A 16,255-nucleotide genomic window follows, 5' to 3' on the forward strand; every position below is an offset into this window, starting at 1 on the left:
GCGCCGGCCCCCGTCACCGGGAGCCCGCCCCGACGACCGCGGCGATCGCGCTCGGCGGCCTGCCGGCGCGCCGCCAGCCGCCGGTCCCGGTCCCGCCGCCGCCGGCCGACGGCCGCGACGACGACCCCGAGTGGTACCGCACGGCCGTGTTCTACGAGGTCATGCTGCGCACGTTCTCGGACTCGAGCGGGCACGGCAGCGGCGACCTGCCGGGCCTGGTGCAGCGGCTCGACTACCTGCAGTGGCTGGGCGTCGACTGCCTGTGGCTGCCGCCGTTCTACCCCTCGCCCATGCGCGACGGCGGGTACGACGTGTCGGACTACACGGCGGTCGCGCCGCAGTACGGCACGATCGACGACTTCCGCCTGCTGGTGACCGAGTGCCACCGGCGCGGCATGCGGATCGTGGTCGACCTGGTGATGAACCACACGAGCGACCAGCACCCGTGGTTCCAGGCGTCGCGCTCGGACCCCGACGGGCCGTACGGCGACTTCTACGTGTGGAGCGACGACAACACGCGCTACCAGGACGCGCGCATCATCTTCGTCGACACCGAGACGTCGAACTGGACGTTCGACCCCGTGCGTCGGCAGTACTTCTGGCACCGGTTCTTCGGGCACCAGCCCGACCTCAACTTCGAGAACCCGCGCGTCGTGGACGCGATGTTCGACGTCGCACGGTTCTGGCTGCACCTGGGCGTCGACGGGTTCCGGCTCGACGCCGTGCCGTACCTGTTCGAGGCCGAGGGCACGAACTGCGAGAACCTGCCGCAGACCCACCAGTTCCTGGCCGACCTGCGGCGCATGATCGACGAGGAGTTCCCCGGCCGCATCATGCTGGCCGAGGCGAACCAGTGGCCCGAGGACGTCGTGCACTACTTCGGCACCGAGGAGGCGCCGGAGTGCCACATGTGCTTCCACTTCCCCGTGATGCCGCGCATCTACTACGCGCTGCGCGACCAGCGCGCGACGCAGATCGTCGACATCCTGGCCGACACGCCCGCGATCCCGTCCTCGAGCGGTCAGTGGAGCACGTTCCTGCGCAACCACGACGAGCTGACGCTCGAGATGGTGTCGACCGAGGAGCGCGCGTCGATGTACGGGTGGTACGCGCCCGACTCGCGCATGCGCGCGAACGTCGGGATCCGCCGCCGCCTGGCGCCGCTGCTGGACAACTCGCGCAAGGAGATCGAGCTCGCGCACGCGCTGCTGCTGAGCCTGCCGGGCAGCCCGTGCCTGTACTACGGCGACGAGATCGGCATGGGCGACAACATCTGGCTGCCCGACCGTGACGCGGTCCGCACGCCGATGCAGTGGACGCCGGACCGCAACGCGGGCTTCTCGACGGCCGACCCCGGCAAGCTCTACCTGCCGCTCGTGCAGTCGCTCGTCTACCACTACGGCAACGTCAACGTGGAGTCGCAGCTCGCGCAGCCGACGTCGCTGCTGCACTGGGTGCACGGCATGCTCGCGGTCCGCCGCCGGCACCGGGCGCTCGGCGCCGGCTCGTTCGAGGTCGTTCCCAGCGACAACGACGCCGTGCTGACGTTCCTGCGCCGCACCGAGGACGAGACGGTGCTGGTGGTGGCGAACCTCGCTGCCACGGCCCGCGCGACGACGGTGACGCTCCCCCGGCACGCCGGGTGGCACGCGCGCGACGTGTTCGGCGGCGGGCAGTTCCCCGCCGTCCGGGACGACGGCACCATGACGTTCACGCTCGGGTCCCGCGACTTCTACTGGTTGGAGCTGACCGCACCGTGATCCTCGACGCGCTGCCGCCCGACGACGTCGACCACGAGGTCGTCGAGCTGCTGCGCGGGTGGTTGCCGGAGCGTCGCTGGTACCCGGCCAAGGGTGTCGACGCGCGCCTGGCGGCGGTCGGTGCGGTGCACCTGGCGGACGACGTGCGCGTGCTGCTGGTGCACGCGCGTGCCGGGGCGGTGGACGTCGTGCTGCAGGTCCCGGTGCGGTTCGCCCACGGCGCCGCGGACGTCGACGCGGGTCTGACGATCGGCGTGACCGGTGCGCGCACGGTGCTCGACGCCGCGGGTGACGCGCGGTTCCTGGCCGCGTGGCTCGCGCAGGCCGACGGGCCGGGCGCCGCGGTCGACGTCACCGCGGCCCGGGTGGTCACCGGCGAGCAGTCGAACACCTCGGTGGTGCTCCCCGGTGCGGACGGTGCGCCGCTCGGCATCCTCAAGGTGCTGCGGACGCTCGCGGGCGGCGAGAACCCCGACATCGACGTGCCGCGCCGGCTGGTCGAGGCCGGTTGGGACGGCGTGCCGGCACCGCTGGCGTGGGTCCGGGCCCGGTGGCAGGCGCCGGACGGCGGCGAGGCGCTCGGCTACCTGGGCGTGCTGAGCGCGTTCGTCCCCGGTGCGCAGGACGGGTTCGAGCTGGCGTGCGACCACGCGCGCGACGGGCGCGCGTTCGCGGACCTCGCGCGGGAGCTCGGCACGACCGTCGCCGGCATGCACGACGCGCTGGTGCGCGCGCTGGGCGAGGAGCAGGTGCCCGACGGCGGCGCCGTGCTGGCGCGTGCCCTGCTGGACCGCCTCGCGTGGGCGGCGGCCGCGGTGCCGTGGGTCGCCGCGCGCACGACCGCCGTGCGTGCCGTGGCCGACGAGGTCGCGGCGCTCGCGACGACCCCGGCGCGGCAGCGCGTGCACGGCGACCTGCACCTGGGGCAGGTGCTGCGCTCGACGGGGCGCTGGTTCGTCATCGACTTCGAGGGCGAGCCGCTCGCGCCGCTGGCGGCCCGCACGCGCCCGGACCTCGCGCTGCGCGACGTCGCGGGGGTGCTGCGGTCGTTCGACTACGCGGCGGCCGTGGGTGGTCTGACGGGGGCCGCCGCGCAGGCGTGGACGCAGGACGCGCGCGACGCGCTGCTCGACGGCTACGGAGCGGCCGGCGACCCGACGAGCGCGCTGCTGCTGCGGGCGCTCGAGCTCGACAAGACGCTGTACGAGGTCGTGTACGAGGCGCGCAACCGGCCGACGTGGGTGCCGATCCCGCGGGCCGGCCTGGACCGTCTGCTCGACTGAGCCCCCAGCCCTGCGTCCCGGAGGCCGCGAGCCCGTCGAACCCCGGCCCGGTCGGCGGGCTGCCGCGCGCGTCGGCGCCGTGCTCGTCAGGCGGTCCCGGCGCTCGTCAGGCGGTCCCGGCGGCGGGCACCTCGGTGAGCGCCTCGACGACGACCCGCAGGCCCGCCTGCCGGGGTGCGAGCTCGGCCTGCAGCACGAGCGCGGCGCCGCCGACCGCGGCGGCCTCGGCGGCGTGCGACGAGATGGTCACGCGCACGCCGTGCGTCGCGCGCGCGAAGAACCCGTCGTCGAGCCCGTCCTGCACGACCGGCAGGTACAGCGACCCGGCGTGCGCGAAGGACGAGCCGGTGAGCACGACGAGGTCGAGGTCGAGGACGTTCGCGAGCGACTGCGTCGCCGCGGCGAGGTAGCGCGCGGACTCGGCGAGCAGGCGGACGGGCACGTCCTCGCCCCGGGCGGCGGCGCGCGCGAGCGCGGCGAAGTCCTCCGAGACGCTGCGGCCGGGCAGGGTGATCCCTGCGTCGAGGGCGCGCGCGACGACGGCGGACGGGCCCGCGAGCGCCTCGAGGCAGCCGCGCCCGCCGCACCAGCACGGCGGCCCGTCGACGTCGAGGCAGACGTGCCCGACCTCACCGGCGTTGGACGACCGGCCGCGGTAGACGGTGCCGTCGACGATGATCCCCGAGCCGATCCCGGTGCCCATGTAGAGCGCGGCGCAGACGGCGCCCGTGGGCACGCCGCCCGACCAGTACTCCCCCAGCGCGGCGGCGGTCGCGTCGTTGTCGAGCAGCACGGGCAGCCCCACGGCGTCCTCGATGACGGCGGCGAGCGGGAAGTCGGCCCAGTGCTGCATGACGGGCGGTGCGAGCGTCATGCCCGTGCTGGTGGACAGCGGCCCTGGCGAGACCACCCCGACGCCGAGCAGCAGGCGGGGGTCGACGCCGATGCGCGTGACGTTCGCGGCGATCTCGGCGGCGATCCGGTCGACGACGACGCGGGGGTCGTCGGTCCCGGTCCCGGGTCGGCGCCAGCGCGCGACGACCTGGCCGCCGAGGTTGGCCACGACGTAGGTGATGCCGGCGTGGTCGAGGTGGACGCCGACCGCGTACCGCGCGGCGGGGTCGAGCTGCAGGAGCATGCGCGGCTTGCCGCCGGTGGACTCGGCGCGTCCGGCCTCGACGACGAGCCCTTCGTCGAGCAGGCGCCGCACGACCGTCGAGACGGTGGCGGCCGTGAGCCCGGTGGCGCGCGTGAGCTCGACGCGGCTGATGGTGCCGGCGGCGCGGATGACGTCGAGGATCGCGCTGCGGCTGCTCGTGTGCGCGGCGCCGCGGACCGGCGTGCCAGCGTTCACGTGGGCTCCCGTCGGGGTGACAGCCGCCGGGTGGCGACCCGACGAGCGTAACGAGCGGACCGGGGGACGAACCGGGTCACGACACGCCGTTGACTTACTTTGTTCAGTGGCCTAAGAATCTACACGGCGCACGGCGGCGACGCCGTCACCGCTGCAGCCGGGACACCGAGGTCCCGGCGCCGACGAGAGGATCGACGATGTTCCTTCACCAGCGACGTGCGCGCCTCGCCACCGCGTCGACGGCCGTCGCCGTGTTCGCCCTCACGGCCGCCTGCTCGGGCGGGTCGGGCGGCGAGGAGAACACGAGCGGCGAGCCGGGCGGCTCGATCACGGTGCTGACGTGGCGCACCGACCTCGTCGAGGACGGCACCTTCGACGACTACGTCGAGCAGTTCACGACGAAGTACCCGGCGGTCACCGAGGTCAAGGTCGAGGGCATCACCGACTACGAGGGCGAGGTGAAGACCCGGATGAGCACCGACGCCTACGGCGACGTCCTGGCGATCCCCGGCTCGGTCACCCCCGACCAGCTCGGCGACTTCTTCGAGCCGCTCGGCGACCTCGCGGAGCTCGAGAAGGAGTACCGCTGGCTCAACGACAAGTCGTTCGAGGGCACGAGCTACGGCATCCCCGTCGTCGGCAACGTGCAGGGCCTCGTCTACAACACGAAGGTGTGGGAGGCCGCGGGCCTCACCGACTTCCCCACCACGCCCGAGGAGTTCCTCGAGGACCTCGCCGCGCTCAAGGCCGCCGACCCCGGCATCGACCCGCTCTACACGAACTATAAGGACGGCTGGCCGCTCACCGCGTGGGAGTACTACCGCGGCGGCGTCTCGGGCGACCCGGACTACGTCAACGAGATGGTCACGTGGGACGACCCGTGGGCCGACGGCCGCGACCACGAGGTCATCGACGGCCTGCTCTACGACGTCGTCGCGCAGAAGCTCACCGAGGCCGACCCCACGACCACGAACTGGGAGCAGTCCAAGCAGCTGCTCGGCACCGGCAAGATCGGCGTGATGCTGCTCGGCTCCTGGGCGATCCCCCAGATGCAGCAGGCCGCCGTGGACGCCGGCGGCTCCGCCGAGGACATCGGCTACATGCCCTTCCCCGCGCAGGCGAACGGCACGTTCCACGCGACCGCCGGCGGCGACTACAACCTCGGCATCAACGTCAGCTCCAAGAACAAGGTCACCGCGCGCGCCTGGATCGACTGGTTCAACCACGAGTCCGGGTACTCCGAGTCCCAGGTCGGGCTCTCGCCACTGATCGACGGGGCGACCCCGGCGGCGCTCGCCGACTTCGTGGACCAGGTCGAGCTCGTGCAGATGAACCCCGCGCCGGAGGGCAAGGAGTCGCTGTTCGCGGACGTCGACACGGCGTCGGGCATCGTCACGACCGACCCGAAGTTCCGGCAGAAGATCATCGACGACGCCCGGTCGGGCGCGCGCACCAAGCAGCAGGTGTTCGACGACCTCAACGAGGCGTGGGCCAAGGGCCGCGCCGACGTGGGCGCCTGACGCCGGGCGTCGCACCCATGACGACCACGACGACGGGCGCACCCGGTCCGTCCCCGGCCGACGCCGACGCCCCCGCGGCCCGGCCCTCCCCCTCGGGGCCGGGCCGCGGGGGCGGGTGGCGCCAGCGCGCCGTGCCTTACCTGTTCCTCACGGTGCCCGTCGGGCTGCTGCTGCTCCTGACGTACCTGCCGGTCGCGAACATGTTCTGGTACTCCGTCACGGACTGGGACGGGCTGGCCAGGTCCAAGGAGTTCGTCGGCCTCGACAACTACGTCGAGATCTTCACCGATCCCGACAACGTCCGCGTCTTCTACGTCTCGCTGTACTACTTCCTCGCGTCGTTCGCCCAGATGGCCATCGCGCTCTACTTCGCGACGATCCTGTCGTTCCGCGTCCGGCTGAAGAACCTCTGGAAGGGGATCCTGTTCTTCCCCTACCTCATCAACGGCGTCGCGATCGGCCTGATCTTCCTCAACTTCCTCAAGCCGGGCGGCGGCCTCGACACGGTGCTGCTCGCGACCGGGCTGGACTCGCTGGTCCGGCAGTGGACGGGTGACCCCGACATCGCCAACGTGACGCTCGCGGCGGTGTCGGTGTGGCGGTACACGGGCCTGAACTTCGTGATGTTCCTGGGGGCGATCCAGTCGATCAACAGCGAGATCTACGAGGCCGCCGAGATCGACGGCGCCGGCCGCTGGCACGAGTTCTGGCACATCATCCTGCCGTCGATCCGGCCCATCGTCGGGCTGTCGTTCATCCTCGCGATCTCGGGGTCGCTGTCGGTCTTCGAGATCCCGTACGTCATGACGAACGGCGGCAACGGCACCGAGACGTTCGTGATCCGCACGATCTGGATGGCGTTCAACCGGAACATGGTGGGCCTGGCGTCCGCGATGGCGGTCGTGCTGCTCGCGATCGTCCTGGTGGTGACCTGGGTCCAGCGTCGCGTCGTCCCCGAGGAAGAGGTGGACCTCACATGACCCGCGCGCTGGCCGCGACCGGCAAGTACGTCTCGCTGACCCTCGCGTCGGTCGTCATGCTGCTGCCGCTCGTGCTGATCGTGTTCGGCTCGCTCAAGACCGGCCAGGAGTTCCTCGCGACCAACCCGTTCGCGCCCCCCGAGAGCTGGACCAACGTGTCCAACTACGCGACCGCGTTCACCCGTGGCGGCATGCTGCGGGGCTTCGCCAACACGGTCGTGATCTTCGTCGCCGCGATCAGCGGCACGATCCTCATCGGCGCCGCGACCGCGTACGCGCTCGACCGGTTCCGGTTCCGCGGGCGCTCGGCCGTCCTCGGGCTGTTCCTCCTCGCGACGCTCGTGCCCGGCGTCACGACGCAGGTCGCGACGTTCCAGATCGTCAACGGGCTGGGCCTCTACAACTCGCGCTGGGCGCTGATCCTGCTGTTCATGGGCACGGACATCATCTCGATCTACATCTTCCTGCAGTTCGTCCGCGCGATCCCTCGTTCGCTCGACGAGGCCGCGACGATCGAGGGTGCGGGGCACCTGCGGATCTTCTTCCAGATCATCCTGCCGAACCTCAAGCCCGCGATCGCGACCGTCGTCATCATCAAGGGCATCGGCATCTACAACGAGTTCTTCCTGCCGTTCCTCTACCTGCCCGACCCCGACCTGCGGCCCATCTCGACGGCGCTGTTCGCGTTCAAGGGTCCGTTCGGCTCGCAGTGGGAGGTCATCTCGGCCGGTGTCGTGATCACGATCGTGCCGATCCTCGTGCTGTTCCTGTTCCTGCAGCGGTACATCTACAACGGCTTCACGTCGGGGGCGACGAAGTGACCGGCTGACGGCGGGCGTCCGGCACGACGGAGGGCGGCAGGGTGACCCCCCACCGCCCTCCGTCGTGCCGGACCGCGGGTGCCGCGGGTGCGGCCCGGCACGCGTCGTCAGTCGACGCGCGTGGCCCGCAGCAGCACGAGGCGCTCGGGCTGCAGGTGCGGCGGCCGCACCCCCACCCGCGCGAGCGCGCGACCGGTCGTGCGCAGCCCCTCGGGCTCCCACCACGGCACGTGCTGCCACGGCCCCACGACGTCCGCCGGCGCCTGCGGACGCACGTGGTACGTCGCGTCGGGGTCGAGGCCCGGCAGCGTCACGAGCGCGGCGGGCGCCTGCGCCGACGACGCGAGCGTCGCGATCGCGAACAGCGCGTCGGAGCCGTCCTGCGCGACGACGCCGTGGACGTCGTACGCGGGGTCGACGGCGTCGGCGTGCACGCTGACCCCGCTGTGGAGCAGACCGCGCACCTCCTTGTAGAGGGCGACCCACGCCGCGAGCTCGGCGCGCTCGGCGTCGTCAGCCTCGCGCAGGTCCCACTCGATGCCGAGGTGGCCGAACAGTGCGGTGCCCGCCCGGAACCCGAGGCCGGCACGCCGCCCGGTGGAGTGCGCGGTCCCCGAGCCGATGTGGGCGCCCATGAGCTCGAGCGGGATCAGCAGGTTCGTCCAGGGCTGGATCGTGCGCCGCTCGAGCGCGTCGATGCAGTCCGACGCCCAGACGCGGTCGGTGCGCTCGAGGATCTCGAGGTCGACGCGCGCCCCGCCCGACGAGCACGACTCGATCTCGACCCGGGGGTGCCGCGCCTTCAGCTCGTCGATCAGGCGGTACACGGCGAGCGTCTGGCCGTGCACCCCCGGCACGCCGTCGGTGCCGTGGCCGGCGTCCAGCAGGTCGCGGTTGTGGTCCCACTTGAGGTACGCGATGTCGTACTCGGTGAGCAGCGCGTCGAGCCGCTCGAGGATGTGCGCGAAGGCCTCGGGGCGTGCGAGGTCGAGGACCTGCTGGTGGCGCGCGGGGCGCGGCAGGCGGTCGGGCAGGCGCAGCATCCAGTCCGGGTGCGCGCGGGCCAGGTCGGAGTCCGGGTTGATCATCTCCGGCTCGACCCAGAGACCGAACTGCATGCCGAGCCCGGTGACGTGCGACACGAGCGGGTCGAGCCCGTCGGGCCACACCTCGTCGGACACGTACCAGTCCCCCAGGCCCCGCGAGTCGTCGCGGCGCGAGCCGAACCAGCCGTCGTCGAGCACGTAGCGCTCCGCGCCGATCGCGGCGGCGGCGTCGGCCAGCTCGGTCAGTCGCGCGAGGTCGTGGTCGAAGTAGACGGCCTCCCACGTGTTGAGCGTGACGGGTCGCGGCGAGCGCGGGTGCTGGGGCCGAGCACGCATCCACGCGTGGAACCGACCGGCGAGCTCGTCGAGACCCGCGGCGCCGTAGGACGCGTAGAGCCACGGGCTCGTGTACGCCTCACCCGCCGCGAGGCGCACCTCGCCGGGCAGCAGCAGCTCGCCGCCGCCGAGCAGGCCGGGGTGGTCGTGCGAGCGCTGCGCGAGGCTGCGGTGGTTGCCCGACCACGCGACGTGCACGCCCCACACCTCGCCGCCGCGGCGCCCGAACCCGTCCGCGCCGGCGACCAGCACGTACGGCGTGTCGAAGCCCGTGCGCCCACGCCGGTTCTCGCGCAGCCGGGTCCCGTGCGTGAACTCCGTGCGGATGGGCTGGCGCTCGCGCGCCCAGTGCCCGCCCATGTCCAGCAGCGTGGTCGCGCGCAGCGGCACGGGAAGGGTCAGCAGCAGGCCCTCGACGTCGTAGGTGCCCTCGCCGACGTTGGTGACCGTCGCACGCTGGCGCACGAGACCCTGCGGCGTCACCTCGAGCACGAGCTCGAGGTGCAGACCGGCCGCGGCGTCGCTCGCGGCGACCGTCACGAGGTCGCCGCCGCCCGGGGTCGGAGCGAGCGTCGCGCGATCGACCACGAACGCGGTCGACCAGCCGCGCCCGCCCCGCGAGCCGGTGAGGCCGGGGACGCCGAGCCAGCCGGTCGACTGCTCGGGCAGCACGGACGGCACGACCTCGCCGTCCACCGACGACGCGGCCGGTGCGGAGCCCGCCGCGAGGCGCAGGGCCGCGAGGGCGTCACGGGTGAGGTCGCCGAGGTCGGCGCCCCAGTGCAGGACACGCGGCAGCCCGGCCGCGAGGTCGAGGACGAGGCTCACGCCCGACGCGCGCAGGTGCAGCACGTCGGCCGTGTCCAGGGTCGTGGGGGACGTCACGTCGTCGGGACGCAGGGGCACCGCTCACCTCCGGGGGTTTCGTGCCCTCCAGCCTAGGAGGTGCTCGGCACCCCGTTGACGGACTAAGTTCAGCAGCCTAACAATGTGGGTGGCTCCTCGGGCCGACGGCCCACGAGCGCGCGACGACGCGCGCCGCCGGGGCCGTCGACCCCGGGAGAGCGCGCGCACATGGACCACCACCTCCTCCACGACGGCTGGACCCTGCGCGCGGACCCCGCGACGCTCCCGGCGGACCTGCCCGACCGCGTCGCGTCCGCGCTGCGTCAGGGCGTCCCGGCGCACGTCCCCGGCACGAGCCACACCACGCTGCTCGAGGCGGGCCTGATCCCCGACCCCTACGTCGACGACAACGAGGCGAGGCTCGCGTGGATGCGCCACGTGACCTGGACCTACGAGCGTCCCGTGCGCATCGCGCCGGCGCTCACGGGCGAGCGTGTCGACCTCGTCCTCGAGGGCGTCGACACGGTCGCGACGATCTCGCTCGACGACGCCGTGCTCACCCGGACGGCCAACCAGCACCGCACCTACCGCGTCGACCTGCGCGAGCACCTGCGCCACGACGTGCGCACGCTGCGCCTCGAGCTCACGTCGGCGCTCGCGCACGCACGGGCCGAGGCCGACCGGCTCGGTCCGCGCCCGCTGGCGTACCCCCAGCCGTTCAACATGGTCCGCAAGATGGCCTGCTCGTTCGGGTGGGACTGGGGCCCCGACCTGCAGACGGCGGGACCGTGGCGACCCGTGCGCGTCGAGCGCTGGCGCGTCGCACGGCTCGCGTCCGTGCGACCGCTGGTCTCCGTGCGCCCCGACGGCACGGGGGTCGTCGACGCCGTCGTCGACGTCGAGCGCTCGGGACTGCCGGGCGGTGAGGCACCGCTCGTCGTCACCGCACGCGTCGCGGGCGTCGAGGCCGTCGCGACGCTCGACGCGGGCGCGGACCGTGCGACCGTGCACCTCGAGGTCCCGCACGCCCCGCTGTGGTGGCCCGTCGGCCACGGTGCGCAGCCGCTGCACGAGCTGCAGGTCGAGCTGCACGCGGCCGACACGGGCGGGGCGGCGGTCCCGCGCCCCACCGGCGCCCGGCTGGGCACGTGGTCGCGCCGCATCGGCTTCCGCACGGTCGAGCTCGACACCGCGCCCGACGACCTCGGCACCGCGTTCACGCTGCGCGTCAACGGCCGCGCGGTGTTCGTCCGCGGGGCCAACTGGATCCCCGACGACCACCTGCTGACGCGGATCACGCGCGACCGGCTCGCCGGCCGCCTGGACCAGGCGCTCGGCGCGCACCTCAACCTGCTGCGCGTGTGGGGCGGCGGCGTCTACGAGTCCGAGGACTTCTACGAGCTGTGCGACGAGCGCGGCCTGCTGGTGTGGCAGGACTTCCTGCTCGCCTGCGCGGCGTACCCCGAGGAGTCGCCGCTGCTCGAGGAGATCGAGGCCGAGGCCCGCGAGCACGTCGCACGCCTCACGCCGCACCCGTCGCTCGTGCTGTGGAACGGCGGCAACGAGAACCTCTGGGGCTTCCGGGACTGGGGCTGGCCGGACGAGCTCGAGGGCCGCACGTGGGGCCTGCGCTACGCGACCGAGATCCTGCCCGCCGTGGTCGCCGAGCTCGACCCCACGCGCCCGTACGTCGCCAACAGCCCGGCGTCGCCGGGGCACGACCTGGCCGACGTCCACCCCAACGACCCCGACCACGGCTCGCACCACCAGTGGGAGGTGTGGAACCGCGTCGACTACACCGCCTACCGCGACGAGGTCCCGCGCTTCTGCTCCGAGTTCGGGTTCCAGGGGCCACCCACGTGGGCGACGCTGGCCCGCGCGGTGCGCGCCGCGGACGGCACCGTCGCCGGCAAGGAGCACCCGACGTTCCTGCTGCACCAGAAGGCCGAGGACGGCAACGGCAAGCTCGACCGCGGCATGGCGCCGCACCTCGGCGTGCCGGACGACCTCACCGACTGGCTGTGGGCCGGGCAGCTCAACCAGGCGCGTGCGGTGCGGTACGCGATCGAGCACTACCGGTCGTGGTGGCCGACGACCGCGGGCGCGATCGTCTGGCAACTCAACGACTGCTGGCCCGTGACCTCGTGGGCGGCGGTCGACGGCGACGGCCGCCCCAAGCCGCTGTGGTGGGCGCTGCGCGCGGCGTTCGCCGACCGTCTCGTCACTGTCCAGCCGCGCGACGGGCGCGAGTCGCTCGTCGTGGTGAACGACACCCCCGTGCTGTGGAAGGGCACGGCCGTGCTCGAGCGCCGGACGCTCGACGGCCGGGTCCTCGCGCGTGCCGAGCGTCCGCTGACGGTGGGTGCGTGGTCGGTGGGGACGTTCGCGATCGACGCGGACGTCCGGACGCCTGCCGACCCGGCGGGCGAGGTGCTCGTCGTCACGCTGGACCGTGCGCGCGCGGTGCACACGTGGGTGGAGGACGTCGACCTCGCGCTCGACCCCGACGCCGTCGACGCCCGCGTCCATGCCGTGCCGGACGGCTACGAGGTGCACGTCACCGCCCGCTCCCTGGTGCGTGACCTCACGCTCCTGGTCGACCGGCTCGACCCGGCGGCGAGCGTCGACGAGGCGCTCGTGACCCTGCCCGCCGGCGCGAGCACGACCCTCCGCGTCCGGACGCCCGTGCCCCTGGACCCGGCCGCGCTCGTGGCTCACCCTGTGCTGCGCACCGCGAACGACCTCGTCGCCGGACGCCGACCGGCCGCGGCGGGCACGGCGCCGCGCACGCCGTGACCCCCGGTCACGCGCCGGCCCGCCCGTTACGCTGACGGCCGTGGGCGCTGACGCGATCGGACTGGTGCTGGCCCGCCCGGCCCGCATGCTCGGGCTCGAACCGTTCTTCATGGAGCTGATCGGCGGCATCGAGGAGACGCTGTCGTCCGACGACCGGTCGCTGCTGCTGCACGTCGTCCCGGACCACGACGCCGAGATCGCGGCCTACCGGCGCTGGGGTCAGGGCGGGCTCGTCGACGCGGTCGTGCTGGTAAACCTCGTCGTCGACGACCCGCGCCTCGACGTCCTGCGCACGCTCGGCATCCCGACGGTCGTGGTCGGCGGGCCCGGGCGCACGATCGACGGCGTCGCGCACGTGTGGATGGACAACGCCCAGGCCATGCGCGACGCCGTCGGGTACCTGGTCGACCTCGGCCACGTCGTCATCGGCCGCGTGTCGGGCCCCGCGACGCTGGCGCACACCCGCTCGCGGACCGACGCCTTCCTGTCCGAGTGCCACGCGCGCGGCGCACGCGGCGTGGTGGTGGAGGGCGACTACGGCGAGGCGTCGGGCACGCGCGCGGCCCGCACGCTCCTGGGGCGCAACGACCCGCCGTCGGCGCTCGTGTTCGACAACGACGTCATGGCGGTCGCCGGGCTGGGCGTCGCGCACGAGCTGGGCCTGGCGGTGCCGCGCGACGTGTCGCTCCTCGCGTGGGACGACTCCGCGCTGTGCCGCCTGTCGCACCCGCCGCTGACGGCGATGAGCCTGGACGTGCACGCGATGGGGGTCCAGGTCGCGGACTCGGTGCTCAACCTCCTGGCGTCGGGCCGTCCGACGACCTCCTCGGCGCCCCTGCCGCGGCTCGTCGCACGGGGCAGCACGGCCCGCCGCACCCGCTGAGGGCCGGGGCCGCGCGCGGTCCGCGACGGACCGCGGCGACCACCTGCGCCGACGCCCCCGGGGTGGTTGGGTAGGCACATGACAGCGGCCGCACCGTCCCCCGTGCCCGTCGACGACGACACGCTCCGCGCGGTCGCGTCCGGGACCTCCTACGACCCCCACGCCGTCCTCGGGCCGCACGTCGGCGACGGCGCCGTCACCGTGCGCACGCTGCGGCCGCTCGCCGAGCGCGTGGTCGTCGCGACCGCCTCCGGGCGCGTCGACGCGCAGCACGAGTCCGACGGGGTGTGGGTCGCGCTGCTGACCGGCACCACGGTGCCGGACTACCGGCTCGAGGTGACCTACGGGGGCCAGACGACGACGGTCGACGACCCCTACCGGTTCCTGCCCACCGTGCAGGAGCTCGACCGCCACCTCGTGCGCGAGGGGCGCCACGAACAGCTCTGGCAGGTTCTCGGCGCGAACGTCCGCACGTACCCGGGCCAGCTCGGCGAGGTCCGCGGGACGTCGTTCGCGGTGTGGGCGCCCAACGCCCGAGCCGTGCGTGTGGTCGGCGACTTCAACCACTGGCAGGGTGCGACGCACGCGATGCGGTCGCTGGGCGACAGCGGCATCTGGGAGCTGTTCGTGCCGGGCGTCGACGCCGGCGCACGCTACAAGTACGAGATCCTCGGTGCGGACGGGTCGTGGCGGCAGAAGGCCGATCCCCTCGCCAAGGGCACCGAGGTGCCGCCGGCGACGGCCTCGGTCGTGGTCGAGTCGAGCCACCGCTGGTCGGACGACGAGTGGATGGCCGCTCGCGCCGCGCGCGACCCGCACACGGGTCCGCTGAGCGTGTACGAGGTGCACCTGGGGTCGTGGCGTCAGGGCCTGTCGTACCGCGACCTCGCCCACCAGCTGACCGAGTACGTCCTGGAGACGGGCTTCACGCACGTCGAGCTGCTGCCGGTCGCCGAGCACCCGTTCGGCGGGTCGTGGGGCTACCAGGTGTCGTCGTACTACGCGCCGACGTCGCGCTTCGGACACCCGGACGACTTCCGCTACCTGGTCGACTGCCTCCACCGCGCCGGGATCGGCGTGATCCTCGACTGGGTGCCCGCCCACTTCCCGAAGGACGAGTGGGCGCTGGCACAGTTCGACGGCACCGCGCTCTACGAGCACCCCGACCCGCTGCTCGGTGAGCAGCCGGACTGGGGGACGTACGTCTTCAACTTCGGGCGCTCGGAGGTCCGCAACTTCCTCGTCGCGAACGCCACGTACTGGCTCGAGGAGTTCCACGTCGACGCGCTGCGCGTCGACGCGGTCGCCTCGATGCTGTACCTGGACTACTCGCGCCAGCCCGGCCAGTGGCGGCCGAACGTGTACGGCGGGCGGGAGAACCTCGAGGCGATCTCGTTCCTCCAGGAGGCGAACGCGACGGCCTACCGACGTGCGCCGGGGATCATGATGATCGCCGAGGAGTCGACCGCGTGGCCGGGGGTCACGGCACCGACGAGCGCGAACGGCCTGGGATTCGGGCTGAAGTGGAACATGGGCTGGATGAACGACACCCTGCGCTACCTGCAGGAGTCGCCGATCAACCGCCGGTACCACCACCACGAGGTCACGTTCTCGATGGTGTACGCGTACTCGGAGCACTTCGTGCTCCCGATCAGCCACGACGAGGTGGTGCACGGTAAGGGGTCGCTCTACGGCCGCATGCCGGGCGACCACTGGCAGAAGCTCGCGGGCGTCCGCGCGCTGCTGGCCTACCAGTGGACGCATCCCGGCAAGCAGCTGCTGTTCATGGGGCAGGAGTTCGCGCAGCAGGGCGAGTGGGCCGAGGCGCGCTCGCTCGACTGGTTCGCCCTGGACGACCCGTCGCACCGCGGCGTGCAGCGCTGCCTGAGCGACCTCAACGCCCTGTACCGGGCGACGCCGGCGCTGTGGCAGCTCGACGAGACGCCCGACGGCTTCGAGTGGCTCGCCTCCGACGAGGCCGACCTGAACCTGCTCGCCTACGTCCGCAAGGGCGTCGACACTCCCCCTGCGGTCGTCGTCGTCAACTTCGCCGGCGTCCCGCACGAGGGCTGGCGCGTGCCGCTGCCCCAGGGAGGACGCTGGCGCGAGGCCTTCAACACGGACTCCGAGATCTACGGGGGCTCGGGGGTCGGCAACCTCGGCGCGGTCCAGGCGGAGCCGGTGACGCACTACGCCCGGGCGTGGTCCGCCGAGGTGCGCGTGCCCCCGCTGGGCGCCATCGTGCTCGTCGCGGACGACGACGCCACCGCGGACGACTGACACACCGCTTTCATGCGCGACACGGCGCCGTCGGCCGACAGGCCGGCGGCGCCGTGTCGTCTGCCACGACCGTCGGGACTCGGCCCCCGTGGCGATCCCACCTGACGGCTGCGCCCCCGCCGCGACCGGACTCGACCCAGCCATGCGGCGGGAACGGGCCGGGGAGGGTTTCGGTCCTCCGCACGCCGAGTCCGGTGGCTCGTCAACCGGACGTCGTACCTGGTGAACGAGGAAACCTCGTGAACGACGAAAGGCCCACCCCGTGAGGGGTGGGCCTTTCGTTGAATGATTGTCCGGCGGCGTCCTACTCTCCCACACCCTGGCGAGTGCAGTACCATCGGCGCTGAAGG

At 73.1% G+C, this 16,255-nt stretch carries 10 protein-coding genes; 8 read left to right on the plus strand and 2 right to left on the minus strand.

Annotated features, from left to right (window positions below; genetic code table 11):
• Both treS and ATM99_RS18185 read left to right on the plus strand, forming a co-directional pair.
• Nucleotides 1-1,760: maltose alpha-D-glucosyltransferase (gene treS / locus ATM99_RS18180; RefSeq protein ID WP_062104203.1), on the plus strand; the 1,760-nt coding region annotated here is incomplete at its 5' end.
• Nucleotides 1,757-3,043, plus strand: coding sequence for a phosphotransferase (locus ATM99_RS18185; RefSeq protein WP_062104204.1), 1,287 nt, complete (start codon nt 1,757-1,759; stop codon nt 3,041-3,043). The genes treS and ATM99_RS18185, both read left to right, overlap by 4 nt.
• A 106-nt stretch (nt 3,044-3,149) precedes the next feature.
• Here ATM99_RS18185 and ATM99_RS18190 read toward each other — a convergent pair whose 3' ends face one another.
• The gene (locus tag ATM99_RS18190) at nt 3,150-4,397 is read right to left on the minus strand and encodes an ROK family transcriptional regulator (protein WP_062104205.1); all 1,248 of its coding nucleotides are present in this window, start codon (nt 4,395-4,397) and stop codon (nt 3,150-3,152) included.
• A gap of 197 nt (nt 4,398-4,594) precedes the next feature.
• Here ATM99_RS18190 and ATM99_RS18195 point away from each other — a divergent pair, with 197 nt between their 5' ends.
• The 3 genes from ATM99_RS18195 to ATM99_RS18205 are packed head-to-tail and all read left to right on the plus strand — an operon-like array spanning nt 4,595 to nt 7,718.
• Nucleotides 4,595-5,917 carry an ABC transporter substrate-binding protein gene (locus ATM99_RS18195; protein ID WP_062104206.1) on the plus strand — a complete coding sequence of 441 codons (1,323 nt, stop codon included), beginning with the start codon at nt 4,595-4,597 and terminating at the stop codon, nt 5,915-5,917.
• 17 nt (nt 5,918-5,934) lie between these two features.
• On the plus strand, nt 5,935-6,897 hold the full coding sequence (locus ATM99_RS18200) for a carbohydrate ABC transporter permease (protein WP_062104207.1): 963 nt from the start codon (nt 5,935-5,937) through the stop codon (nt 6,895-6,897).
• Nucleotides 6,894-7,718 carry a carbohydrate ABC transporter permease gene (locus ATM99_RS18205; protein WP_062104208.1) on the plus strand — a complete coding sequence of 275 codons (825 nt, stop codon included), beginning with the start codon at nt 6,894-6,896 and terminating at the stop codon, nt 7,716-7,718. The genes ATM99_RS18200 and ATM99_RS18205 overlap by 4 nt, the downstream gene beginning before the upstream one ends.
• A 107-nt stretch (nt 7,719-7,825) precedes the next feature.
• Here the strand turns inward: ATM99_RS18205 and ATM99_RS18210 are convergent, their stop codons facing one another.
• Nucleotides 7,826-10,006, minus strand: coding sequence for an alpha-galactosidase (locus tag ATM99_RS18210; RefSeq protein WP_223305267.1), 2,181 nt, complete (start codon nt 10,004-10,006; stop codon nt 7,826-7,828).
• A gap of 168 nt (nt 10,007-10,174) precedes the next feature.
• Here ATM99_RS18210 and ATM99_RS18215 point away from each other — a divergent pair, with 168 nt between their 5' ends.
• The 3 genes from ATM99_RS18215 to glgB all read left to right on the plus strand — a co-directional run bounded on the left by ATM99_RS18215 (nt 10,175) and on the right by glgB (nt 15,905).
• Nucleotides 10,175-12,742, plus strand: a complete 2,568-nt coding sequence (locus ATM99_RS18215) for a glycoside hydrolase family 2 protein (protein WP_062104209.1) — start codon at nt 10,175-10,177, stop codon at nt 12,740-12,742.
• Between the two features lie 40 nt (nt 12,743-12,782).
• Nucleotides 12,783-13,625: a LacI family DNA-binding transcriptional regulator gene (locus ATM99_RS18220; RefSeq protein ID WP_082660051.1), complete on the plus strand. Its 843-nt coding sequence runs from the start codon at nt 12,783-12,785 to the stop codon at nt 13,623-13,625.
• Nucleotides 13,626-13,703: 78 nt separating this feature from the next.
• Nucleotides 13,704-15,905 (plus strand): 1,4-alpha-glucan branching protein GlgB, encoded by a 2,202-nt coding sequence (gene glgB / locus ATM99_RS18225; protein WP_062104210.1) that lies wholly within the window; start codon nt 13,704-13,706, stop codon nt 15,903-15,905.
• The last annotated feature ends 350 nt before the right edge of the window (nt 15,906-16,255 follow it).

The sequence above is a fragment of the Cellulomonas sp. B6 genome, from assembly GCF_001462455.1.
GTDB lineage: Bacteria > Actinomycetota > Actinomycetes > Actinomycetales > Cellulomonadaceae > Cellulomonas.